The sequence below is a fragment of the Burkholderia sp. AU33423 genome (assembly GCF_002223135.1).
GTDB classification, from domain to species: domain Bacteria; phylum Pseudomonadota; class Gammaproteobacteria; order Burkholderiales; family Burkholderiaceae; genus Burkholderia; species Burkholderia lata_D.
Genome location: NZ_NKFH01000007.1, coordinates 1732976 through 1755131, shown reverse-complemented (window position 1 = coordinate 1755131; position 22156 = coordinate 1732976). Strand labels below are relative to the sequence as shown.

The 22156-nt window shown below is 65.4% G+C and carries 25 protein-coding genes; 14 read left to right on the top strand and 11 right to left on the bottom strand.

What is annotated here, in order from left to right; genetic code table 11:
* Nucleotides 1-10: 10 nt before the first annotated feature.
* Together CFB50_RS26445 and CFB50_RS26440 are read left to right on the top strand one after the other, a co-directional pair.
* Nucleotides 11-886 (top strand): SDR family NAD(P)-dependent oxidoreductase, encoded by an 876-nt coding sequence (locus tag CFB50_RS26445; RefSeq protein ID WP_089447726.1) that lies wholly within the window; start codon nucleotides 11-13, stop codon nucleotides 884-886.
* A 5-nt stretch (nucleotides 887-891) separates the two neighbouring features.
* The gene (locus CFB50_RS26440) at nucleotides 892-1716 is read left to right on the top strand and encodes an SDR family NAD(P)-dependent oxidoreductase (RefSeq protein WP_089447725.1); all 825 of its coding nucleotides are present in this window, start codon (nucleotides 892-894) and stop codon (nucleotides 1714-1716) included.
* Nucleotides 1717-1751: 35 nt separating this feature from the next.
* Here the strand turns inward: CFB50_RS26440 and CFB50_RS26435 are convergent, their stop codons facing one another.
* The 4 genes from CFB50_RS26435 to CFB50_RS26420 form a co-directional block, all read right to left on the bottom strand.
* The gene (locus CFB50_RS26435) at nucleotides 1752-2000 is read right to left on the bottom strand and encodes a hypothetical protein (protein ID WP_089447724.1); all 249 of its coding nucleotides are present in this window, start codon (nucleotides 1998-2000) and stop codon (nucleotides 1752-1754) included.
* A 117-nt stretch (nucleotides 2001-2117) separates the two neighbouring features.
* Complete coding sequence (locus CFB50_RS26430; RefSeq protein WP_089447723.1) at nucleotides 2118-3092, bottom strand: threo-3-hydroxy-L-aspartate ammonia-lyase; 975 nt, start codon at nucleotides 3090-3092, stop codon at nucleotides 2118-2120.
* 61 nt (nucleotides 3093-3153) lie between these two features.
* Nucleotides 3154-3792, bottom strand: a complete 639-nt coding sequence (locus tag CFB50_RS26425; protein ID WP_069251654.1) for a helix-turn-helix transcriptional regulator — start codon at nucleotides 3790-3792, stop codon at nucleotides 3154-3156.
* Nucleotides 3793-3855: 63 nt separating this feature from the next.
* On the bottom strand, nucleotides 3856-4359 hold the full coding sequence (locus CFB50_RS26420) for a YbaK/prolyl-tRNA synthetase associated domain-containing protein (RefSeq protein WP_089447722.1): 504 nt from the start codon (nucleotides 4357-4359) through the stop codon (nucleotides 3856-3858).
* A 514-nt stretch (nucleotides 4360-4873) separates the two neighbouring features.
* Here CFB50_RS26420 and CFB50_RS26415 point away from each other — a divergent pair.
* The 4 genes from CFB50_RS26415 to CFB50_RS26400 all read left to right on the top strand — a co-directional run bounded on the left by CFB50_RS26415 (nucleotide 4874) and on the right by CFB50_RS26400 (nucleotide 8882).
* Nucleotides 4874-5461, top strand: a complete 588-nt coding sequence (locus CFB50_RS26415; RefSeq protein WP_143750964.1) for a TetR/AcrR family transcriptional regulator — start codon at nucleotides 4874-4876, stop codon at nucleotides 5459-5461.
* Nucleotides 5462-5700: 239 nt separating this feature from the next.
* Entirely contained in the window at nucleotides 5701-6552 is an 852-nt protein-coding gene (locus CFB50_RS26410; RefSeq protein ID WP_089447720.1) for a hypothetical protein, read from the top strand.
* Between the two features lie 286 nt (nucleotides 6553-6838).
* On the top strand, nucleotides 6839-7840 hold the full coding sequence (locus CFB50_RS26405; protein WP_306427281.1) for a proline dehydrogenase family protein: 1002 nt from the start codon (nucleotides 6839-6841) through the stop codon (nucleotides 7838-7840).
* Nucleotides 7841-7973: 133 nt separating this feature from the next.
* Nucleotides 7974-8882 carry an alpha/beta hydrolase gene (locus tag CFB50_RS26400; protein WP_089447718.1) on the top strand — a complete coding sequence of 303 codons (909 nt, stop codon included), beginning with the start codon at nucleotides 7974-7976 and terminating at the stop codon, nucleotides 8880-8882.
* Between the two features lie 174 nt (nucleotides 8883-9056).
* Here the strand turns inward: CFB50_RS26400 and CFB50_RS26395 are convergent, their stop codons facing one another.
* Nucleotides 9057-9476 (bottom strand): NUDIX hydrolase, encoded by a 420-nt coding sequence (locus CFB50_RS26395; RefSeq protein ID WP_089447717.1) that lies wholly within the window; start codon nucleotides 9474-9476, stop codon nucleotides 9057-9059.
* Nucleotides 9477-9690: 214 nt separating this feature from the next.
* On the opposite strand from CFB50_RS26395, the gene CFB50_RS26390 reads away from it, so the two are divergent.
* The 3 genes from CFB50_RS26390 to CFB50_RS26380 are packed head-to-tail and all read left to right on the top strand — an operon-like array spanning nucleotide 9691 to nucleotide 11402.
* Nucleotides 9691-10455 carry an alpha/beta fold hydrolase gene (locus CFB50_RS26390; protein ID WP_089447716.1) on the top strand — a complete coding sequence of 255 codons (765 nt, stop codon included), beginning with the start codon at nucleotides 9691-9693 and terminating at the stop codon, nucleotides 10453-10455.
* Between the two features lie 13 nt (nucleotides 10456-10468).
* Nucleotides 10469-11029 carry a GNAT family N-acetyltransferase gene (locus CFB50_RS26385; RefSeq protein WP_089447715.1) on the top strand — a complete coding sequence of 187 codons (561 nt, stop codon included), beginning with the start codon at nucleotides 10469-10471 and terminating at the stop codon, nucleotides 11027-11029.
* A 7-nt stretch (nucleotides 11030-11036) separates the two neighbouring features.
* The gene (locus tag CFB50_RS26380; RefSeq protein WP_089447714.1) at nucleotides 11037-11402 is read left to right on the top strand and encodes a hypothetical protein; all 366 of its coding nucleotides are present in this window, start codon (nucleotides 11037-11039) and stop codon (nucleotides 11400-11402) included.
* 202 nt (nucleotides 11403-11604) lie between these two features.
* Here CFB50_RS26380 and CFB50_RS26375 read toward each other — a convergent pair whose 3' ends face one another.
* Nucleotides 11605-12321, bottom strand: a complete 717-nt coding sequence (locus CFB50_RS26375; RefSeq protein WP_089447713.1) for an EthD domain-containing protein — start codon at nucleotides 12319-12321, stop codon at nucleotides 11605-11607.
* Between the two features lie 50 nt (nucleotides 12322-12371).
* Nucleotides 12372-12884, bottom strand: coding sequence for a nuclear transport factor 2 family protein (locus CFB50_RS26370; protein WP_089447712.1), 513 nt, complete (start codon nucleotides 12882-12884; stop codon nucleotides 12372-12374).
* Nucleotides 12885-13096: 212 nt separating this feature from the next.
* On the opposite strand from CFB50_RS26370, the gene CFB50_RS26365 reads away from it, so the two are divergent.
* From CFB50_RS26365 to CFB50_RS26340, 5 genes are all read left to right on the top strand, one after another.
* The gene (locus CFB50_RS26365; protein WP_089447711.1) at nucleotides 13097-13597 is read left to right on the top strand and encodes a nuclear transport factor 2 family protein; all 501 of its coding nucleotides are present in this window, start codon (nucleotides 13097-13099) and stop codon (nucleotides 13595-13597) included.
* Between the two features lie 55 nt (nucleotides 13598-13652).
* Complete coding sequence (locus tag CFB50_RS26360; protein ID WP_069251647.1) at nucleotides 13653-14519, top strand: SDR family NAD(P)-dependent oxidoreductase; 867 nt, start codon at nucleotides 13653-13655, stop codon at nucleotides 14517-14519.
* Between the two features lie 9 nt (nucleotides 14520-14528).
* Nucleotides 14529-15284, top strand: coding sequence for an SDR family NAD(P)-dependent oxidoreductase (locus CFB50_RS26355; RefSeq protein ID WP_089447710.1), 756 nt, complete (start codon nucleotides 14529-14531; stop codon nucleotides 15282-15284).
* A gap of 109 nt (nucleotides 15285-15393) precedes the next feature.
* On the top strand, nucleotides 15394-16170 hold the full coding sequence (locus CFB50_RS26350; RefSeq protein ID WP_089447709.1) for a glucose 1-dehydrogenase: 777 nt from the start codon (nucleotides 15394-15396) through the stop codon (nucleotides 16168-16170).
* 525 nt (nucleotides 16171-16695) lie between these two features.
* Nucleotides 16696-18561 (top strand): phosphoenolpyruvate carboxykinase (GTP), encoded by a 1866-nt coding sequence (locus CFB50_RS26340; protein WP_089447708.1) that lies wholly within the window; start codon nucleotides 16696-16698, stop codon nucleotides 18559-18561.
* 96 nt (nucleotides 18562-18657) lie between these two features.
* On the opposite strand, the gene CFB50_RS26335 is transcribed toward CFB50_RS26340, so the two are convergent.
* The 4 genes from CFB50_RS26335 to CFB50_RS26320 are packed head-to-tail and all read right to left on the bottom strand — an operon-like array spanning nucleotide 18658 to nucleotide 22155.
* A complete protein-coding gene (locus CFB50_RS26335) occupies nucleotides 18658-19566 on the bottom strand; it encodes an NAD-dependent epimerase/dehydratase family protein (protein ID WP_089447707.1) in 909 nt (302 codons plus the stop codon).
* A gap of 58 nt (nucleotides 19567-19624) precedes the next feature.
* Nucleotides 19625-20461, bottom strand: coding sequence for an SDR family NAD(P)-dependent oxidoreductase (locus CFB50_RS26330; RefSeq protein WP_089447706.1), 837 nt, complete (start codon nucleotides 20459-20461; stop codon nucleotides 19625-19627).
* Nucleotides 20462-20498: 37 nt separating this feature from the next.
* Nucleotides 20499-21257 (bottom strand): SDR family oxidoreductase, encoded by a 759-nt coding sequence (locus tag CFB50_RS26325; protein ID WP_089447705.1) that lies wholly within the window; start codon nucleotides 21255-21257, stop codon nucleotides 20499-20501.
* Between the two features lie 40 nt (nucleotides 21258-21297).
* Entirely contained in the window at nucleotides 21298-22155 is an 858-nt protein-coding gene (locus CFB50_RS26320) for an SDR family NAD(P)-dependent oxidoreductase (RefSeq protein WP_089447704.1), read from the bottom strand.
* Nucleotide 22156: the final 1 nt, after the last annotated feature.

Here is a 22156-nt window from a genome sequence, read left to right as displayed (position 1 = left end):
GGAGACAACGATGACGAATACCCGAACCGGCGTACTGGCCGGTAAGTGCGCGCTCGTGACGGGCGCAAGCCGTGGTATTGGCCGTGCGATCGCACAGCGTCTCGCGTCCGAAGGCGCGACCGTCGTCGTGACGGCGCGCAGCCTCACGCAATCGGCGACGACCGCCGGCACGCTCGCCGAAACCGTTGCGCTGATCGAGCAGGCCGGCGGCCGCGCCATTGCGCTTGCGGCGGACCTGTCGAACGCGGCAGAGCGCGATGCGCTCGTTGGGCGCGCGGCGCAAGCCGCCGGCGGCCTCGACATCCTCGTCAACAACGCGGGCGTGGCCGACTACGCGTGCGTCGACACGATGCCGATGACGATGTTCGACACGACGATCGAACACTATCTGCGCATCCCGTTCGCGCTGGCACAGGCCGCGATCCCGCTGATGCGCGCCCGCGGCGCCGGCTGGATCATGAACGTCGGCTCGGTGACGGCGCTGCCGCCGCTGAGGCCGTTCGACGATTTCTCGCGTGCGGGCGGCGCGACCGTCTATGCGGCGGTGAAGGCGGCGCTGTCGCGCTTCACGCAGGGGCTCGCAGCCGAACTCGAAGCCGACGGCATCGCGGTGAATCTCGTCGCGCCGAGCACGGCGATTCGCACGCCGGGCGCCGCGCGCTACATCCCCGAAGGCTATCCGACCGAGGATGTCGCGTATCTCGCCGAGACCGCGCTCGCACTGTGCAGCCTGCCGGCGCGCGAACGCACGGGCCTCGTCACGCACAGCCTGCATTTTCCGCTCGCGCAGCAACTCGCGGTGCGCTCGCTCGACGGCCGCACGGTGCTGCCGCCGCCGGTGATCCCCGCGTATGCGCATCCCCACATCGACCCGACAGGACTTTGATTGACATGACGAATTCGATTCGCTTCGACGGCGGCACCGCCGTGATCACCGGCGCGGCCAGCGGCATCGGCAGCGGGCTCGCACGCCACGCCGCCGGGCTCGGCATGCGCGTCGTGCTGGCCGATCTCGACCCGGCGAAGCTCGACGCATTCGCCGCGACGCTGGACACCGACGTCCTGTGCGTGCCGACCGACGTCAGCCGGCCGGAAGCCGTCGACGCGCTGGCGGAAGCGGCCTGGCAGCGTTTTGGCGGCGTCGACTTGCTGTTCAACAACGCGGGCGTAATGGCGACCGGCTTCAGCTGGGAAATCACGCCGGAACGCTTCGAGCGCAGCTTCGCGATCAACGTGCACGGCGTGCTGAACGGCATCCGCAGCTTCGTGCCGCGGATGCTCGAACGCAACGTGCCGGCGCGTGTCGTGAATACCGCGTCGGTCGGCGGGTTCCTGCCGAGCCCGCTGATGTCGCCTTATTCGGCGACGAAATTCGCGGTGGTCGCGCTGACCGAATCGCTGTACGGAGAACTGAAGATGTTGGGCGCGCCGGTCGGCGTGTCGTTGCTCGCGCCGGGCCCCGTGCAGTCGGGCATCTTCAACGACCCGTTCGGCGCGGCGCACGCCCGGCCCGAGGTGCGCGGCTTCGTCGATACGATGCGCTCGATGCTGAACGCGCACGGGCTCACGCCCGACGCGTTCGCCGCGCGGGTGTTCGACGGCATCCGGGCAGGGCGCTACTGGCTGATTCCGCAACCGGAGACGATCGACGGCGCGCTGCAGCGGCGCACCGACGACATCCTCGCTGCACGCGATCCGTCGCTGCCGGCGTTCTGACGGCCAGGCGCGGCTGCCACGCCCGGCGCGTGCCGTCACATGTGCGAGCCGGAATGCGTGCGGCCGCTCGGGTCGCCGCCGCGATCGGGCGGCGTATTGTTCTGATCGATCTTCGCGAGCACGAAGCCGGCGTGCGGCAACGCGCCGGGCGAGCGGTGCGTCGCGTGCGCGACGGCGTCGTGCGGCGACGCGGCGGGGAAACCGGATGACGTCACGCCCGGTTGAGCGAACGCCGAAAGGGAAGCAGCCGCCAGGGCGGCGGCGACGATCGCGTGCGATTTCATGGTGGCTCCTTCACGACTGACTGCGGGACAACGTAATCAGTCTAGGGCGCGAAACTTAACGCGACGTGAAGGAGTGATGCGGCGCGGATGACGGAATATTCATGCGCGCCGCGACGTTCATGCCGGCGCCGACACCAGTGCGCAGAAGTTCTCGAGATCGACGTTGCCGCCGCTGATCACGACGCCCACGCGCTTGCCCTGCAGCGCGTCCTTCATCCGTCGCACGGCGGCGAATGACAGGCAGCCGGTCGGCTCGACCACCATCTTCATACGCGTGGCGAAGAAGCGCATGCAGTCGATCAGTTCCGCGTCCGTCGCGGTCAGGATGTCGTCGACGTCGCGTCGGATGATCGGGAACGTCAGGTTGCCGAGGTGCTGCGTCTGCGCCCCGTCGGCGATCGTGCGCGGCGTGTCGATATGCACGATCGCGCCGGAGCGGAACGATTGCTGGCCGTCGTTGCCGGCTTCCGGCTCGACGCCGTAAAGCGTCGCGTGCGGCGACAGCGCGCGCGTGGCGAGCGCGGTGCCCGACAGCAGGCCGCCGCCGCCGAGCGGCGTGAATACCGCATCGAGCGGACCGACTTCGTCGAACAGTTCCTTGGCCGCCGTGCCCTGGCCGGCGATCACGTCCGGGTGGTCGTAGGGCGGGATCAGCGTGAGCCCGTGCCGCGCCGCGAGTTCGCGCCCGATCTGCTCGCGATCCTCGGTGTAGCGGTCGTAGGTCACGACCTTGCCGCCGTAGCCGCGCGTCGCGGCCATCTTTGCGGCCGGCGCATCCTGCGGCATCACGATCGTCGCGGGAATGCCGAGCATGCGCGCCGACAGCGCGATCGCCTGCGCATGGTTGCCCGACGAGAACGCGACGACGCCGTTGCGGCGCTGCGCCGCGTCGAAGCGCGACAGCGCGTTGAATGCGCCGCGGAACTTGAATGCGCCCATGCGCTGCAGGTTCTCGCACTTGAAGAACACTTGCGCGCCGAGCGCTTCGTCGATCGTCCGCGAGGTCATCACCGGTGTGCGGTGCGCATGGCCTTCGAGTCGGGCGGCGGCGGCGGCAACGTCGTCGTAGGTGGGGAGAGTCGGAGCGTTCATGGGTGGTCCGGTGGTCGTAGGAATCGGTCAGCGGGAAAGCGGCGCGGGTATCGCGCTTGCGTCATTTCGCATCGTTGTAGACGGTCGCGCGCGAGACGCCGAGATGCTGCGACACGATCTCCATCGCGCGGCGTACTTCGAGGAAACCGTCGGCCTTCAGCGTCTGCATCAGCTCGCGGCGCTGGTCGGTCTTCAGTTCGCGCGGCGTCGTCGCGAGACGCATCGCGAACGCGTCGATGCGCTGGCGGATCGCGTCCGCGCCGGCCGGGTCGAGCGTTTCCGCGACGGCTTCGCCGTCCGTGCTGCAGAACTGGTTCAGCATGCCCTGGAAGCCGCGGAACAGCGTGACGTCGGCATTCAGGCACAGCGCGGCCACATAGCGGCCGGTCGAATCCTTGATGCCGATCGACGTGCTTTTCGCGGTGCGGCCGTCGGCGAAGCGGTTCGGGTAGTTCGCGAGCACTGGCGGGAAATCGTCGTCCGCGATGCGGGCGAGGCCGAGTTCGGTCGCGGGATCGCCGACTGCGCGCCCCGACAGGTTGTTGTGGATCGCGAGGATCGCGTGCTTCGGCGTGCGCAGGTCGTGAACCACGACCTCGGTGAACGGCGCGAACATCGCACCGAGCCCTTCGGCGATGCGCTGCACCTGTTCTATCAGCGACGCCTGTTCGGACAGCACGAGTTTCTGGGTGGTGGTCATGATGGTTTCGCGGTCAGGTTTCGGGTCGATGCGACGGCTGCGGGGGAAGGGGCAACCGGCGCGTTACTCGCCGTCCGCCGCTTCCGGCCGCGTGATGTCGGCGAGCAGCGGCTGCGCGATCCGCACGTAGTCGGACGCGTCGAGCACGACGGAGCGGTCGAGGCGGCCCGCGTTGAAGGCGATCTCGGTGTTGCGCTCGATCAGGGCGGGATCGACGACGAGAGTCACGCTGGCGTCGAACACGAACGGCGGCACGGCGCCCATCACGCAGCGCGTGACGGTGGCCGCGAGGTCGGGCGACGCGAGGGTGGCCTTGCGGCGGCCGACCGCATCGGCGACCTTGCGGAAATCGATCTTCAGGTGGCCGGGAATCACCGCGAGCGCGGTGGTGTCGCCGCCATCCTTGAACGTGCAGAGCATCGCCTTCGCGCCCTGTTCGGGGCGCGTGCCGCGCAGCGCGGCGATGGCGTCGGATTTCCCTTCGGCCGGATGCTCCAGCACACGGAACCGCGCGCCGGACGTGTTCAGCAGATCGCAAAGCGTGTCGAAAACGGGATAGTCGCTCATGTCGCTCCGGGCAGATGAGGCCAGGGATCGAGGCGCGCGCGGGTTCGTATGCTTCAGCGTGCCGGTCGATGGATCGTCCAAGTATAGACGTTTCGTCATGGGCGTGGCAAAGGGGCGGAGGGCGAGGAGTGAACGGCGTTCGATCGCCTCGACAAAAATATGTCGCTCGACCCGTTTTGTGACGGGTATCGAGCCAGTCATGTGTGCGCCCGCCAATCGATATCGACGCCTCTCCCCGGATTTCCAATCCTGCGTAGAATGTCGGCCGTCAGGTTCGGCCTTTTGGCCCCTGTAGTGGAACCGACATGGCTCCATGACAGGTCTCAACGGTTTTGCACAATCCGGTCGACCAACCTATTTCTCCGCTCCACGTCTATCGAGCGGACACGGCGGGGCGGCATGCGACCGGGCATGAGCGACGCCGAAGCGTCATCAGTACCATCGCCCCGGGCATGCGCTCACGGGGCAGCAGGAGGAATTCTTGAAGAGGGCGGCTCTCGATAACGGACGCGTCTTGACCGAACGCGGCAAGAACGCGGTGAACAAAATCATGGCCTGTGCGATCGAGATCTTCGTGGACGAAGGCTACGGCGGGCTGACCATGCGAAAGGTCGCGGCAAAGGCGGGATTGGCGCTGTCGAACCTGCAGCACTACTTTCCCACGCGCGAAGACATCTTCGCGGCCATCCTTACCGTGACGAGGGAGGCATACGCCAATACGTACGACGGCGTGCACGCGGACACGTCGCTGACACCCGAGGGCCGTCTGGAGAAAGTGGTCCGACTGTTGCTCGAAGACGGAAAGCAGCCCAGGACTCAAAGCCTGTTCGTGAACTTCTGGGCACTGGCCCAAACGCAGGAGTTCGCGCGGAAGATGCTCGAGGAGGGGTATGAATTTCAACGCGGTGTGATCGCCGGCCTCATCGAAGCCGTGAACCCGGCGCTGCCACAAGCGGTGCGCATCCGGCGCGCGGCACTCGTTACGGCGCAGATCGAGGGGCTTATCGTGTTGATACCGCAAAGGAATCGGTTCCCGTCGGATATCAAGGGAATCGAGGACGATGCGGTGATGGCTATTCTGGCTTTGGCCAAGGCGCCTTGAGCTGGATTGCAGCAGGCTTGGTGTTGATGCGGATTGGGGCGCTCTAGAAGACGGAAATGCTCCACGGCCAAGGCTGGTCGAGGCGTTGTGCCATTCCACGCCGATCCACGAGATGCGGTTCGACGTATTCGGTATGTGCCCGAGTGACCGGCACCCCTCCAGTCGAGTGCAGAGACATCGATCCGACGAGGCTTGCCTGCAACTGGCTGCACAGTGGATCTACGGGGAGTACACAGGCAATGTTGTTCAGCATGCGGGAAATGCGACGATATCAAGGTATCCGAAAAGACAAGAAACGCTATTTCCGTGTACAAACGGTGCTGGCGTTCATATTGGCGTTGGTTGCAAATTGCCCGTTTGCGGCAAGCGACGTGAACGACGGCGATCAGCAGCAAGCTGCGTTGCGTACCCTGATGGGCAAGGATCCCGCGCCGGCGGATAGCGTCAAGGGTGTCGCGTTGTCGCCATGGGCGCATGGGCCATCGGCTTCAGGGCCGCTGTGGGTCGTCTCCGCATTGGTGCAGCGCTCGACCGATAACGACGACGCGGAGTTGTGGACGGGTGTCCTGACCCGTGACGGGCAACGGTTCCACCTGCTCGCAAGCGATAGAAGCGAGCACGTCGATACGTCGCCGCTGTTGTGGAGCGCATCCCTGACCATGGACGTGATTCCGTACCGAATCAATGCGCAGGAAACCGCCTTTGGTGTTCGCTTCAACAATAACTACACATCGACCGCGCATAGCGATTCGATCGAGATACTGAGCCTGTATCGCTTTGCCGATGCTCGTGTGATGCCGATCTTCACCGCCATGACCGACTGGTCGACCTATGACAGGGACGCGGCTGCGGAGTGTGTAGCGGAGAAGGCGGGCAAAGGCAAAAATCAGGGCGACGCACAGCAGGACGCGTGTGATGCGGAAAACACGACGGAGGTTCACTACGTGCTGTCGTTCAGCCCTCACATGACCAACGGGCATTACGACCTCGTTGTGCGTCCGAAGGGCAAGGCCGCGTCGGGCAAATCCACGCGGTTTACCTGGAACGGGAAGACTTATCAGCCGCGGCGCTTCACAGGCGACGGGCACTGAAATGCCACTCAGGATCGGATGAAACTGTCGCCCGCTGCGTGACGGCTCGTTGTGGACGAACGATTGACCGCCTTCGGTTCGGCTCACGTCCGCTGTTCGTGTGCTCGTGCTACGATTCGCGATGCCTGAGTGACCTGGCCGAAAGCCGGCATTGACCCACCCGTAGCGAACCGCAACAGATCCCACTCGAATCATGTACGCAGCTGCCTGGCCTCCCTCGAAAACGCACTGAAAACCAGCCGCGATGCAGTGATTGCATCGACCTTGGTATTCGTCCCGGACTGTGGTGAACAACAGTCCGGTGATGTCGTTCGAATTGACTGATCGTGTCTGTATTCGTGCGACTGCGTTTTCCAGAGACCACAACATGCGTATTTTCAATACGATGGCGGCTCATGCCATCCCGCTCGTTCCCCGTTCGCTGATCCGCAGGATCTCCCGCCGCTATATCGCCGGCGAAACGCTTTGCGAGGCGCGTACGCGCATCCGGGCGCTCCACGCAGCAGGCTTCCGAACCACTGTCGACGTGTTGGGCGAGACGGCGTCATCGCCTGAACAGGCAGAGTCGATGACCCGCGATTATCTCGATCTCATCGATGCGCTCGGATCTGAGCATGAACCCGCCGAGCTTTCGATCAAATTGACTGCACTCGGCTTGCATCTCGACGAAGCCGCATGCCTGGCACGCGTCTCGGCGATACTGCGATCGGCAGCCGCACACGGGATCAGCACATGCATGGACATGGAAGACATCCGCTGCACCCGGAAAACGCTCGATGCGTTCTCGAAGTTCGAAGCCGAAGGCTATGCGATCGGAATCGCACTGCAAGCATATTTGAAGCGCACGAGCGATGACATCGTTCCGCTGCTTGAGCGCAAAAGCCGCATGCGTATCTGCAAGGGAATTTATGCGGAAGCGAACGAGCATCTCGTCGACGGTGCGTTAAGGGATCGGGCGGCGATCACTGCGCACTTCATCCGGCACGTATCGACTGCAATACAGGCGGGATCGTTCGTGAGCATTGCCACCCACGATGCACAGTTGATCGATGTGCTGACCGGCTGGCTGCAACGCGAGCGGATCGACAGGTCGAGGTTCGAATTCCAGATGTTGCTGGGCGTGTGCGAGCCGGCGCGCGACGCATTGCTTGCGCAGGGATTCAATGTGCGCGTCTATGTGCCGTACGGCCAGGACTGGTATGGCTACAGCACCCGGCGAATCAAGGAGAATCCGCGCATCGCCGGATATATTCTGGCCGCGATGATACGTAACGATCGGATGCGTTAGCCACCGCGGCACGATCGACAGGTTGGGACCAGCCAGATCGGTGGTCCCGCTTGGTTGTCGATCGAGGCCGCCCATAAAGCGATGCGCCATCGCAATGGGTATCGCATTTCATTCGAGGGATTCTTTACAAAGCATGCAGACGGAAATCGAAGCACCGGGCCCAGCCGGCCCGCTGAAAGGCACACTCTTGTCTCCGGACACCGGTGACGCCCCGGTGGTGTTGATCGTGCCAGGCTCCGGCTCGACCGACAGAAATGGCAACGCATCGAACTGGGTTCAGGCGTCGACTTACCGATTGCTTGCGGAAGGATTGCTCGATGAAGGTATCGCGTCGGTTCGAATCGACAAGCGCGGCCTGTATGGCAGCGCGTCGGCAATACCGGATGCCGATGACGTCACGATCGACGCGTACGCGGCCGACGTCTGTTCGTGGGTAGCCGCGATCCGCGCGCAGACGGGGGCTTCCTGCGTATGGGTGTTGGGGCATAGCGAGGGCGGATTGGTGGCATTGCTGGCTGCACGGCAATTGGCCGACATTGCCGGCCTGATCCTGGTATCCACGGCGGGACGCCCGCTCGCGCCCGTAATGAGGGAACAACTGCAATCGAACCCGGCCAATGCGCCAATCCTGGACAATGCACTCTCGATCCTCGACTCGCTGGAAGCCGGGAAACGCGTAGACGCAGCCGGGATCGATCCAGCACTCATGCCGTTGTTCAGGCCGCAAGTCCAGCGCTTCCTGATGAGCGAATTGACCATCGATCCGGCAGCGCTGCTGGCTGGTTATACGAAGCCCGTGCTGATCGTGCAAGGATCGCGGGATATCCAGATTGCCGTACAGGACGCGGAACGTCTGAAGGATGCCAATCCGCGGGCCGAAATGGCGCTGATCGCCGACGCCAATCATGTGCTCAAGACGATCCGCACGTCGGCGCTGCAAGACAACCTCGCCGCTTATTCGGACCCGGATCTGCCGCTGGCGGACGGCGTCGTGGCGGCGATTTCGGCGTTCGTGCACACATCGACAGCGAGCCGGCGCTAGTCCCGGTCGAATCCTGTTCGTCACGGGGCCGGTCACGGTCAGATGACGCCGAGCGTTTGCTGCCGTGAACCGAGCGTGGCCGCTTCAGTTCGCGTCGGCCGAACGCATCGAGCAGGCGTCGGCCAGCAGGCGACGCTCGCCGGACCAGCGCCAATCGCCGGAAATCGTGCGTCGTCAACGCCGCAGATAATCCGTGACGCGCGCCTGCAAATGCGTGATCGCATCGGTGAGCCGCAGATACGCGTCGACATCCATCAGCGTCCATTCCTGGCCTTCGTTGCCGAAACGGATCGCGGCGATTTCCGCATCGCTCAGCCAACTGGCGAAGAACCAGTGCGGCAGGCGGTCCGGCCGGTTCGACGGATAGACCCGGGACCAGCCGATCCGGCTGCCCGGTATCGTCAGTCCGAATTCCTCATGGAGCTCACGCAACGCGCACGCTTCGGGCGTTTCGTTACCTTCCCGGCCTCCGCCGGGCAGGTCCCACAGGCCGGGAAACGGTATGTCGGGTTTGTCGTCGCGTCGATAGACGAGGATTTCCCGGTCCTTGAAGAGCGCGATCTTCGAACCACTGAAGGGGGCAAGCGATTCCATGCGTGATCCATATCGTGGAAGCGGGGCTGTCAGTGTAGATTCTCGGGTATCCATGCGTACGCTCGATTTAATATAAGCATCCGTCTGGCGCGATGGCGACGACAGGGCGCGCCGCTATTGCTCCCGCTCGTCAGCTTGAAACCGGCCAGCGACGAATTCGGCTATCCGGCCGGCGGGGGCAGCTGATGCCGCAGTCAATGGTTGACCATCGAAAATGAAGACTTTTGCGATCAAGAACGGCCCATGGGGTCTCCGGTATCACGATCTCCCCGGGGCAGGGGTGCCGACGCTCTTCGTTCACGGCATAGGGTGCGCGTCCTCCTGTGACTATCCGAGCGTTGTGGCGGCGCCTGCCTTGGCCAGGCATCGGAAGGTGCTGGTCGATTTGCTTGGATTCGGGTTCAGCGATCGCCCCGCGGATTTTTCCTACAGCATGCAGGACCATGCCAAAACGATCGTGGCACTGGCCGATCATTTGGGGCTGTCATCACTCAACCTGTTCGGGCACAGCATGGGCGGAGCTGTAGCCATTGCTGCGTCGGCGCTGCTGGGTGAGCGGGTGCGGCATCTCGTGCTGGGCGAGCCGAATCTGGAGCCGGGTGGTGGCTTTTTCAGCAGAAAAATTGCGGCGATGACGGAAGGGACGTATGTGCAAACCGGGCACGCAGGCCTGATAGCCGAATCCGCCGCCGGGGGCAGCGATATCTGGGCCGCTTCACTGTCGGCCAGTGCTCCGTATGCCGTTCACCGAAGTGCGGTATCGCTCATCGAGGGCAGTGATCCCAGTTGGCGTGAACAGCTCTATGCGATGCAGATGCCGAGAACGGTTGTGTTTGGCGAGCGCTCGCTGCCCGACGTCGATACCGAACGTCTTCCCGCCGAAGGGGTGAGCGTTGCGATCGTGGAAAACGCGGGACATTCGATGGCCTGGGAGAATCCGATGGGGCTCGCTTCGGTGATCGCGCAGGCGCTCGAGTAACCGGAAAATCGGCATGAGCCCGGGTTCGGCGATTGTCCGCAGAAAGAACGAGATGAACGTGATGTTATCGATCAGAACAGCGAGGCAGGAAGACGCTGCGGGTATTGCCGTGCTTGGTGCGCATGTGTGGGTGCATACCTATGCAGCGGCAGGCGTATCCGAGGTCATTGCCCGGTATGTGTTGAGTACCTTTACGTGCGAACGGATCCTGGCTCTGGTGAACGATCCCGGCATCGTTCTGCTGGTTGCCGAGGCAGACCGAAATCTTGCCGGATATATCGTCATCCGCCTGGATTCGCACCACGCGGACGTTCCCGTCGAGATTGAAACGCTCTACGTCCAGCCGTCCTTTTCCGGCCGTGGAATCGGATCGTCACTACTGACTCATGCGAGCGGCATGGCAGAGGAAAGAACCGGAAATCGCTCGTTCTGGCTCAGCGTCAATTCGCAAAACGAGCCGGCAATCGCTTTCTACCATTCCCGTGGAATGACGCAGGAGGGGATAGCGTACTTTGAGCTGGACGGGATCCGGCACGAGAACAAGATCATGGTGGCAAGGGAGGCCATCGCTTAAACGAACCATGACAAGCCCGATTCGATTCCGCGTCCGACCGGTATTTCACGGCAGCGAGCTTCTGGTCGAGGTACTTGACGACCACCGCGCAGTGGATTTTCCAAACGTCGCTGCGATTCTGCAAGATGCGCTGCATGCTGTCCAGGTCCCGCATCCGGACGGCCTTGATGACCCTGTAGTCGCATTGTCCCAGGATCGCTACTTCAGCTATTGGACATATGCGCGGGGCCACTACGAAATAGACGACGATATCTGGTCGCTGTTTGTCACCGCGACGATCGACAACGCGCGCATCGTCATGGACATCGAAAGCGCACTGCTGTCGACGGGGAAGTTCGTCAAAGAAGAGGTGGATTTCAGTCAGTTCGAGTGAGTTGAAGAGGGCCGGGATAGCTTGCGCAACAACGACGAATAACGACTCCCGGTGGTCGGCAGGGATCGCTTCAGGTTGATCAACTCCAACCACGTCAATCCGTGAAGCGGCAAAGCACAAGCCGGCGACGCACCCAAGCGCTCCGCCGGCTTGCAATGAAACGAACACGGCAATCAATCCCCATGAAGGCGATCGCCTGGGCTTATCCCCGCACAGCCTTCACCACATACTGACTCGTCGGCACCACATCGATCTTGTCGAAATCGATGAAGCGCCCGCAGCTGTCCATCATCTCCGCCACGTTCCGCTGAAACTTCTCGTCATCGCCGACCGCATCGAAGAACGCATGCGGATCGGTCATCGCCGCAGCGGGAAAGCACTCCTCGACGATCGCGTCGTACCCCGGCGCCGCATGCGTGAGCGCACGCACGACGACGTTCTGCACGTACAGAAAGTTGTCCTGCGTATCGATCGCGACGCGCATGTGATGTCCGTGCCACACGTCTAGCCACGCTTCGTGCGTCAGCCGTGGTGGCCGCTTCAAAAACGCGAGCTGCGAAAAACCCGTCGTCCGCTCGCCCGGCCGTGCCGGAAAGCGCGTATTCGGAATCGGCTGCGACTCGGTGACGAGATACGCCGCCATGTGCGGGACCACGGCGCGCACCGCGTCGTCGAACGGCTGACGGAACATCGCGTTCGCGCTATCGACCCACACCGCGACGATCCCGTCGATGCCCGGGTGCGTGTTGGTCTGCTTCAGGCCGGCGGCCGGCGCGACATCCGCATCCGCGACGTTCACCTGCACGCCGTGCGCACCGAGCGACAGCAGCTTGTCGGCAAGCTGCGCCCGCACCGTGCGGCTCCACTGTTCGGGCGCGGCCTGCGTATCGCGCCACAACACGTAAATGACTTTCTCCATTGCTCCGGCTCCGGGGGGAATGACGGGATCGGCGGCGGTGCCGCCGGGGTTCAGGAAGCGGTTTCAGGCGATCCGGCCGCCTGGTGCGCGCCCGGTGCGAACCGGTTCGCGGTCAGCGTGAACGACGGCGGAATCGGCGACGTGACGGTTTCGAACAGCCGCTCGTGGCGCGTCGCGTGAATGCGCCACACGCCATCGCGTTTCACGTACTGGTCGTCATAGAACGCGGTGCCGTGCAGCAGGTAGTTATCCTCGAGATTGATCGCGTGATCCTCGAGAAACCACACGCCGCACGCGTGATCGGCCGAGATCAGCGTGAGCTCGGGGTGATGGCCGTGATGCATCGTCAGGAAGGTCGGCTTGCCGATCAGCGCGCGCAGGCTCGACACGAACGCGTCGCGGCCGTCGTACGCATAGCGGCCGCCATACAGCCGCGCCTCGCAGTCTTCGGTCAGGCAATCGGCGAGCAGCGCCCAGTCGTGCGTGTCGACCGCGCGGAAATACCGGTACTTCAATTGTCGGATCTGCTCGTACTCATGGAGCGTGCGGGTCGTGTCGTCCATCGCCGGGTCTCGTGGTGGTGTCGTTCGATGGTAGGAACGAAGCCCCCTGCATCACATCGTCTGTTCGGACGAACGCCGTTGCCGCACGTAAACGGCGCTGCCGAAACGAATCACGGATTTCATCCGAACGGGTGATGGCCGACGCATCGCGCGGCGGTAACGTGGCATCGACGCGGCGTTCGAACCGCGCCGGCACCGAACAAGGAGACAGGATGACCCTCATCGAATCGCTGGAAGCGCGCGTGCGCCGGCTCGAGGACGCCGACGCGATCCGCCGGCTGAAGGCGCGCTACTTCACCTGCTGCGACCGCAAGGATCCGGAAGGGATGCGCGACTGCTTCGCACCCGGCCCCGTGCAGATCGACTACGGCCGGATCGGCACGTTCGACACACGCGACGCGCTCGTCGACGTCTTCGCGCAACTCGGCTGCCATCCGCACATCGTCGAGATGCACCACGGCGTGAATCCCGAGATCGATGTGCTCGACGCTACGCATGCACGCGGCACGTGGGGCCTGCACTACCAGATGATCGACACGAACGCGCGCACGCTGACGCAGCTCGGCGCGTACTACGACGACGAATACCGGAAGGTCGACGGCGAATGGAAGATCGCGGGCACGCGCTGCGTCGTCACGTCGACGCTGTCGGCCCGCTACGAAGGCGACGCGCCGGGCGTGCTGTTCGCCGGCGCGCAGCCGCCGGCCGCGTGACGCACGCGAACGCCATTGACGTGGCGCCCAGCATATTCCACAGGAGACATCGAACATGACACAGAACCACGATGCGCCGGTCGCCGTCGTGACGGGCGCATCGCGCGGCGCGGGCAAGGGCATCGCGCGCGCGCTCGGCGCGGCCGGCATGACCGTTTATGTGACGGGCCGCTCGCAGAACGAAGGCGATGCGCCGCTGCCCGGCACGATCCACGAAACCGCACGCGAGATCGATGCGCTCGGCGGCCGCGGGATCGCGGTGGCCTGCGATCACGCGGACGACGCACAGGTGAAGGCGCTGTTCGAACGTGTCGAACGCGAAAGCGGGCGGCTCGACATCCTCGTCAACAACGCGACCTACCTGCACGATCAACTGATCCTGCCGGGCCCGTTCTGGGAGAAGTCGCTCGATCTCGTCAACATCCTCGATGTCGGGCTGCGCTCGGCCTATGTCGCGAGCTGGCACGCGGCGCGGCTGATGGCGCAGCGCCGCAGCGGGCTGATCGCGTTCACGTCGTCGTTCGGCGCGAGCTGCTATATGCACGGTGCGGCGTACGGCGCGCAGAAGTCCGGCGTCGACAAGTTCGCAAAGGACATGGCCGTCGACCTGAAGCCGTTCGACGTCGCGGCCGTGTCGATCTGGATGGGCCCGCTGCGCACCGAGCGCACGACGCGCGTGTGGGAAGAACACCCGGATCTGTACAAGGAATTCTCGCTCGTCGCGGAAAGCCCCGAATTCACGGGGCGCGTGATTCACGCGATTCACGGCGATCCGCAGCGCATGGCGCTGTCGGGGCAGGTGCTCGTCGGCGCGGAAGCCGCGCTGCGGTACGGCATCGCCGATCTCGACGGCAAGCAGCCGCCGTCCTATCGCGAACTGCTCGGCGGGCCCGTGCAGGCGCATCCGGCGATCGTCGCCTGAGGAGCACGCATGGGCATCCTGACAGGCAAGGTCGCGCTCGTGACGGGCGCGGGGCAAGGCGTCGGCCAGGGCGTCGCGCAGGCGCTCGCGGCGGAAGGGGCGCACGTCGCGGTGGTCGGTCGCACCCTCGACAAACTGCTCGCGACCTGCGAGGCGATCCGCGCGCGCGGCGGCGTGGCGGAGCCGTTCGTCTGCGACGTGATGGACGCGGAGCAGATCGAGCAATGCGTCGACCGCGTCGTCGCGCGGTTCGGTGGCGTGCAGATCCTGATCAACAACGCGCAGGTCGTACCGCTCGGCCGTTTGCTCGACGTGACCGATGCGAGTTTCCTGGCGGGGCTCGAATCGGGACCGATCGCGACGCTGCGCATGATGCGCGCGTGTCATCCGCATCTGAAGGGGGACGGCGTGATCGTCAATTTCGCGTCGTCGGCCGCGGTGCGCTGGGATGCGTCCGGCTACGGCGCGTATGCGGCAACCAAGGAGGCGATCCGTGCGCTGACGCGCGCGGCGGCCTGCGAATGGGGCGTGGACGGCATCCGTGTGAACGCGGTCGCGCCGCATGCGTTGTCGCCGGGCCTGAAAGGCTGGGTCGACGCGAATCCGCAGGAAGCCGCAGCGTTTTTCCGCACGATTCCGCTCGGCCGCGTCGGCGACTGCGAGCAGGACATCGGGCGCGCGATCGTGTTTCTGGCGAGCCGCGATGCGGCATACCTGACGGGCGCGACGCTGCCGCTCGACGGCGGGCAGGCTTACTGGGGCTGACGGCGGGGGCCGACGGCGCGCGGCGCTTGCTGCGTGCCAATCATGAACCGGCAAGCACGCGCACGCATGCGCACGGCAGCCGGCAAACCGGAATCGAAGCGAGGACGACATGGGTCGACTGGAAGGAAAGGTAGCGATCGTCACGGGCGGTGCGCGTGGCATGGGCGCGGCGACGTGCAGGCTGTTCGTCGCGGAGGGCGCGCGCGTCGTGATCGGCGACGTGCTCGGCGCGGAAGGCGAAGCGCTCGCGCGCGAGCTCGGCGACGCAGCGCGCTTCATGCGGCTCGACGTCGCCGACGAAGCGAGCTGGGTGCGCGTGACCGAAGCGACGATGGAACAGTTCGGCCGTATCGACGTACTGGTCAACAATGCAGCCGTGCTGGCCTTTGGCGGCATCACCGAACTGTCGAAACGCGATTTCGAGCGCGCGGTGTCGATCAACCTCGTCGGGACGTTCGTCGGCATCCGGACCATCGCGCCGCGCATGATCGCGCAGAAGAGCGGGTCGATCGTCAACATCTCGTCGGTGGACGGGCTGCGCGGCGTGAACGCGCTGGCCGCGTACGTGTCGAGCAAGTGGGGCGTGCGCGGGTTGACGAAGGTCGCGGCGCTCGAACTCGGCCATCAGGGCGTGCGCGTGAATTCGATCCATCCGGGCGGCGTGAACACCGCGATGTCGAATCCGACCGGCGCGCCGCTCGAGGAAATCAACAAACACTATGCGAACGTGCCGCTGCAACGCGTCGGCCTGCCCGACGAAATCGCGCGCGCGACGCTGTTCCTCGCGAGCGACGAAGCGTCGTATTGCAACGGCGCCGAGCTGGCCGTCGACGGCGGGATGGCGGCGGGCGCGTATTACCCCGGATTGCCGGGCGCACCGTTTTGAGCAGGGGCGCTTGCCGTGCGCTCACATCAGATGTTTGTGTACGCAACCTAATTCGGGGTTTCCCGCAGTAGCGAAAACGCGAATTCGCACAGCGTGCGTTCGCGTTTGCCAGGCGCGGGAGCGGCAGGCCAATTTTGCCGCCCCCGCAAAACCCTTGCCGGACGGCCGTTCCGGCCAATTCGTCCCCAAAACGCGCGCAATGCCGCTGTAAAAAGGCCTCATAGGCAACCGGCGTGCCGGCTCGCCGACATAGTTGTTTCTTGTTGCAACGCAACGTTTGCCGAATAACGGCGATGGTATGCTGGCCATCATGGAGTTGTACGGCAGGTTGCTTGTATGGCGAAACTCGCGTTCGCACCAACTAAAGAGACATCACCTTCTCTCGCATGCATCGCGGCATCGACGCGCGCTCCGCTCGCGCGTCCCGTCCTGCGTGCCGCCGCACCCTGCGCTCCAATCGCATACCCCATCTCGCGGGCTCGCCCCGCAACCCCCATCCCCGCCCAATAATCTGGAGACATCCTCATGTCGCAAAACACTTTGGCCGAAGCAACACACGGCCCACTGATCGCTCCGCCGGCTTTCGTCAAACATCGCAAGCTGATCGACTGGGTGTCGCGCATCGCGGCGCTCACGGAGCCCGAGCGCGTCGTGTGGTGTGACGGTTCGCAGGAGGAATACGACGCGCTGTGCCAGGCGATGGTCGACCAGGGCACGCTCACGCGCCTGAACCCGGCGAAGCGCCCGAACTCGTATCTCGCGCAATCCGATCCGTCCGACGTCGCGCGCGTCGAGGATCGCACGTTCATCTGCGCGGCCTCGCGCGACGACGTCGGCCCGACCAACAACTGGATCGAACCCGCCGAAATGCGCGAGACGCTCAACGGCCTGTTCCGCGGCTCGATGCGCGGCCGCACGCTGTATGTCGTGCCGTTTTCGATGGGCCCGCTCGGCTCGCCGATCGCGCACGTCGGCGTCGAACTGTCCGACAGCCCGTACGTCGCCGTGAACATGCGGATCATGACGCGCATGGGTCGTGAGGTGTACGACGTGCTCGGCGAGGACGGCGAGTTCGTGCCGTGCGTGCACAGCGTCGGCCATCCGCTCGAAGCCGGCCAGCAGGACGTGCCGTGGCCGTGCAACCCGGTCAAGTACATCGTGCATTTCCCCGAAACGCGCGAGATCTGGAGCTTCGGCTCGGGCTACGGCGGCAACGCGCTGCTCGGCAAGAAGTGTTTCGCGCTGCGTATCGCGTCGACGATGGGCCGCGACCAGGGCTGGCTCGCCGAGCACATGCTGATCCTCGGCGTGACGTCGCCCGCCGGCAAGAAGTATCACGTCGCGGCTGCGTTCCCGTCCGCGTGCGGCAAGACCAACTTCGCGATGCTGATTCCGCCGCAGGGCTTCGACGGCTGGAAGGTCACGACGATCGGCGACGACATCGCATGGCTGAAGCCGGGCCGCGACGGCCGACTGTATGCGATCAACCCTGAAGCCGGCTTCTTCGGCGTCGCGCCGGGCACCGGCGTGAAGACCAACCCGAACGCGATCTCGACGCTCACCGAAAACGTGATCTTCACGAACGTCGCGCTGACGGAAGACGGCGACGTGTGGTGGGAAGGGCTGACCGACACGCCGCCCGCGAAGCTGACCGACTGGCAGGGCAACCCGTGGACGCCGGAAATCGGCAAGGAAACGGGCCGCAAGGCCGCGCATCCGAATTCGCGCTTCACGGCGCCGGCCGCGCAGTGCCCGTCGATCGACGACGACTGGGAGAATCCGGCCGGCGTGCCGATCGACGCATTCATCTTCGGTGGCCGCCGTTCGACGACCGTGCCGCTGGTGACCGAGGCGCGCGACTGGGTCGAAGGCGTGTACATGGCCGCGACGATGGGCTCGGAAACCACCGCGGCGGCGGTCGGCCAGCAGGGTGTCGTGCGCCGCGATCCGTTCGCGATGCTGCCGTTCTGTGGCTACAACGTCAGCGATTATTTCGCGCACTGGTTGAAACTCGGCAAGCAGCTCGAAGGCGCGGGCGCGAAACTGCCGAAGATCTACTGCGTGAACTGGTTCCGCAAGGACGCGAACGGCAAGTTCGTGTGGCCGGGCTTCGGCGAGAACATGCGCGTGCTGAAGTGGATGCTCGATCGCCTCGAAGGCACCGGTGGCGGCGGCGAGCATGCGTTCGGCGTGTCGCCCGCGTATGAGGACCTGCACTGGGACGGCCTCGATTTCACGCGCGATCAGTTCGACGCGGTGACGTCGATGAACACTGATGAATGGCGCGAGGAGCTGAAGCTGCACGCGGAGCTGTTCGATACGCTGAAGCTGCGCCTGCCGGCCGAAATGACCGACACGATGAAGAAGATCGAGCAGCGCATCGGCGCCTGACGATTCGCATCGACGTAGTCCCCCGACGTCCCGCCGCCGGCATGCATCGCCGGCGGCGGGACGTTTTTGCATCGGCTCTGCACACGCGCCGTTCGCTTACTGCGCGCGGCAATGCGCGACGACCTCGTCCACCGCACGCTGCACGTCGCCGCGCCGGTAGCGCAGCAGCGCGCTGTCGGCCGGATCGGGCTCGTACGACACGACATTGCCGCGCCCCGTGTAGATCGCCATGTCGGGCAGCAGTGGATGCTCCTGGTCGAGCGACGGTACGTCCTGCGGATTGCCGGCCGCGCGGAAGAAGGCCGCGAAGTAATCGGCGAAGCTGAGATTCTCGTCGCCGACGAGGTAGGCCTTGCCCGCTTCGCCGCGCTGCAGCGCCCCCCAGATCGCTTCCGACAGCGATTGCGTCGAGATGAAGTTGCTGCCGCCGGCCGGCCCGAACACGGGCAGCCCCGCGAACTGGCCCTGCGCATAGCCAGTGTACGCCGCGAACATCTCGTTGCGCAGCCCCGGTACCGATCCGACGACGAACGGCGCGTTGACGCTGCATACGGCGAACGACGGCGTCGCGAGCGCGCGTACGCGTTCGTCGGCGAGATGGCGCGACCGTACGTACGGCACCGTGTCGACGAGCGCCGGCGCGACCTGCGGATAGAAGCTGCCGACCAGCACCGCACGCTTCACGCCCGCGTCGCGCGCAAGCGCGAAGAAGCGCGGCACCGCGTCGACGTTCGCGCGTTCCCAGTGCGCGGCTTCGTCGGTGCCGGGCGGCAGGTGGCGGATGTCGTTGCCGGCAGCGAACACCACAGCGTCGAACGACGCGAGATCGTCGCGCGTGAAATTGCCGGCCACGTAGTCGCGCAGCAGCACGTCGAACTGCGCGAGCGCGCTGCCGGGCGCGGGCGGCTTGCGCGCGGCGAGCGTGACGTGGTTGCCCTGCGCGTGCAGGTGCAGGGCGGCATGGCCGCCGATGAGGCCGGTGCCGCCGACGATCAGGATCTTCATGATGTCTCCCGTAGCGGCGCAACCGCGCCGCGTGAATTGAACAGGCGAGCGGTGCCGCTCAGAAATTGAAGCCGTTGCCCGTGACGACGGGCAGGTTGGTCCAGAAGCCGTTCGGGTCGCGATACCAGCCGGCCGCCGCGAGCGCGCCGCCATCGACATGCAGCGTCGTGCCGGTGACCCACGCGGCGAGCGGGCTCGCGAGGAACAGCGCGGCGCCCGCGACATCGCCGGCCGCGCCGAAGCGCCCGAGCGGGATCCAGCGTGGGATATGGCCGTGATGCTCGGCCGCGACCATCGCGCTGACCGGCACTTGCGGCGTCTCGGTGGTTTCGGGGGCGATCTGGTTCACGCGAATGCCGGCCGGCCCGAGTTCGACGGAAAGGCTCTTCGTGAAACCGGTCAGCGCGGCCTTGAACGACGCGTACACGGTGCAGTTCGGAATCGCGCGGAAGCCTTCGATCGACGACACGCCGACGATGCTGCTGCCCGCGCCGCGCTTGCGCAGCAACGGCAGCATCGCGCGCGTGACGATGAAGACCTGGCGCAGGTTCACGTCGAACAGCCGCGCGATGTCGTCGTCGGTGCAGTCGTCGAACGGTTTCGCGATCTGCAGGAAATCGCCGACATTGTTGACGAGCACGTCGAGTCCGCCGAAGCGAGCGTCGACGGTTCGCGCGAATGCATCGACCTCGTCGCGGCGCGTGACGTCCACGGTGCCGACGAGCGCATCGACGCCCGCCGCTTCGAGCGTCTGGCGCACGTCCTGCGCGCGGGCAGGGTCGATCTCGGCCACCGCGACGCGCGCGCCGGCCGCGCCGAACGCTTCCGCGCACGCACGGCCGATGCCCGCGCCGCCGCCGGTGACCAGCACGGTCTTGCCGGTGAATGAAATCATCGATGGACTCCTTTGAACGGGAAAGCCGTGAGCCGCGTCACAGCGACGACACCAGTTGCGCGTTGTCGATCCGCAGCTCCGCACCGTTCACGAAACGCGATTCGTCGGACGCGAGGAACAGCACGAGATTCGCGACGTCCTGCGGGTCGCACATGCGCGCCATCGGATCGCTGCCGATGCCGAGTGCGGCCGGGTCGAGATCGGGCATCAGCGCCTGTGTCATCGGCGTCCAGATCCCGTCCGGATGGATCGAATTGCAGCGGATCCGGTAGCCGCTGCGCTTGCAGTGCACGGCGACGCTGCGCGCGAGCGCCGTCACCGCGCCTTTCGACCCGGTGTACGCGCACATCATCGGCAGCCCGCCGAGCGCGGCGACCGACGACATCATCACGATCGAGCCCGGCGTGTCGTTGCCCTTCATCGCGCCGATCGCATATTTGCAGCCGAGGAAATAGCCATCGGCATTGGTGCGCATCACGCGCCGCCACGTGTCGAGGCTCGTGTCCTCGATCGAGCCGACCGGGCAGATCGCCGCGTTGTTGACGAGCACGTCGAGGCGGCCGAAGCGGTCGAGCGTCGATGCGATCGCGTGCTGCCAACCTGCTTCGTCGGCGATGTCGTGGCGAACGAACAGCGCCGTGTCGCCGATCTCGCGGGCGAGCGCACGGCCTGCATCCTCGTCGATGTCGGTCAGCACGACACGCGCGCCTTCGGCGGCGAGCAGCAGCGCATCCGCGCGGCCGACGCCGCTTGCCACGCCGGTGACCAGCGCGACCTTGTTTGCGACTCGATTCATGGTCGGTCGGATTCCTTTGACGTTGAAAAAGGGCAGGCACTCATGCGGCGCCCGGCGCGCGGCCGGCCTTGATCGCGTCGAGCGCGGCCGTGCCGTAGAGCTGCGCGATCGTGTCGTCGACGCGCGGGTTGGTGCGCAGCTCGTGGCCGCCGTCGACCGCGAAGCTCTGGCCGGTGACCCACCCCGACTCGGGGCCGGCGAGATAGCGCACCGCATGCGCGATCGCTTCGGGTTCGCCCAGCGTGCCGAGCGGGATCTGTTCGAGAAAGCTGTCGACGAGCGCGCGGTTGTCGAACATCGGCGCGGTGGCTTCGGAGCGCGTGAGGCCCGGGCGCACCGCGTTCACGCGGATCTTCGCGCCGGCCAGTTCCTCGGCCGCGCCGCGCACGAGCGCTTCGAGCGCGGCCTTCGCGGTGCAGTACGCGGATAGCCACCGGAAATTGATCTGCGCGGCCGTCGACGAAATGCAGACGATCGCGCCGCCGCCGCTGTCGGCGAGCCGCGGCGCCGCATGACGGATCGCGGCGAACGCGCTGTGCAGGTTCAGGTCGATTTCGGCGCGGAACGTGTCGGCGTCGTGCAGCAGCAGCGGCCGGAAGCCCGCCCCGCCGACCGTCGGCACGACGATGTCGAGGCGATGGTCGATTGCCCAGGCGCAGTCGAGCGCGGCCTGCAGGTCGGCTTCGTCGCAGGCGTCGCCCGCATGGATCGCGACGCGGCTGCCGGGCACGGCGTCGGTCAGTTGCCGCTGCGTGCGTTCGAGCGCGTCGCGGCGGCGGCCCATCAGCACGACGGCCGCGCCGTCGGCGACGAGCGCGTGCGCACAGGCCGCGCCGATGCCGCCGGCGCCACCCGTCACGAGTGCCGTGCGGCCGGCGAGGGGAGCAGAGGTGCGCATC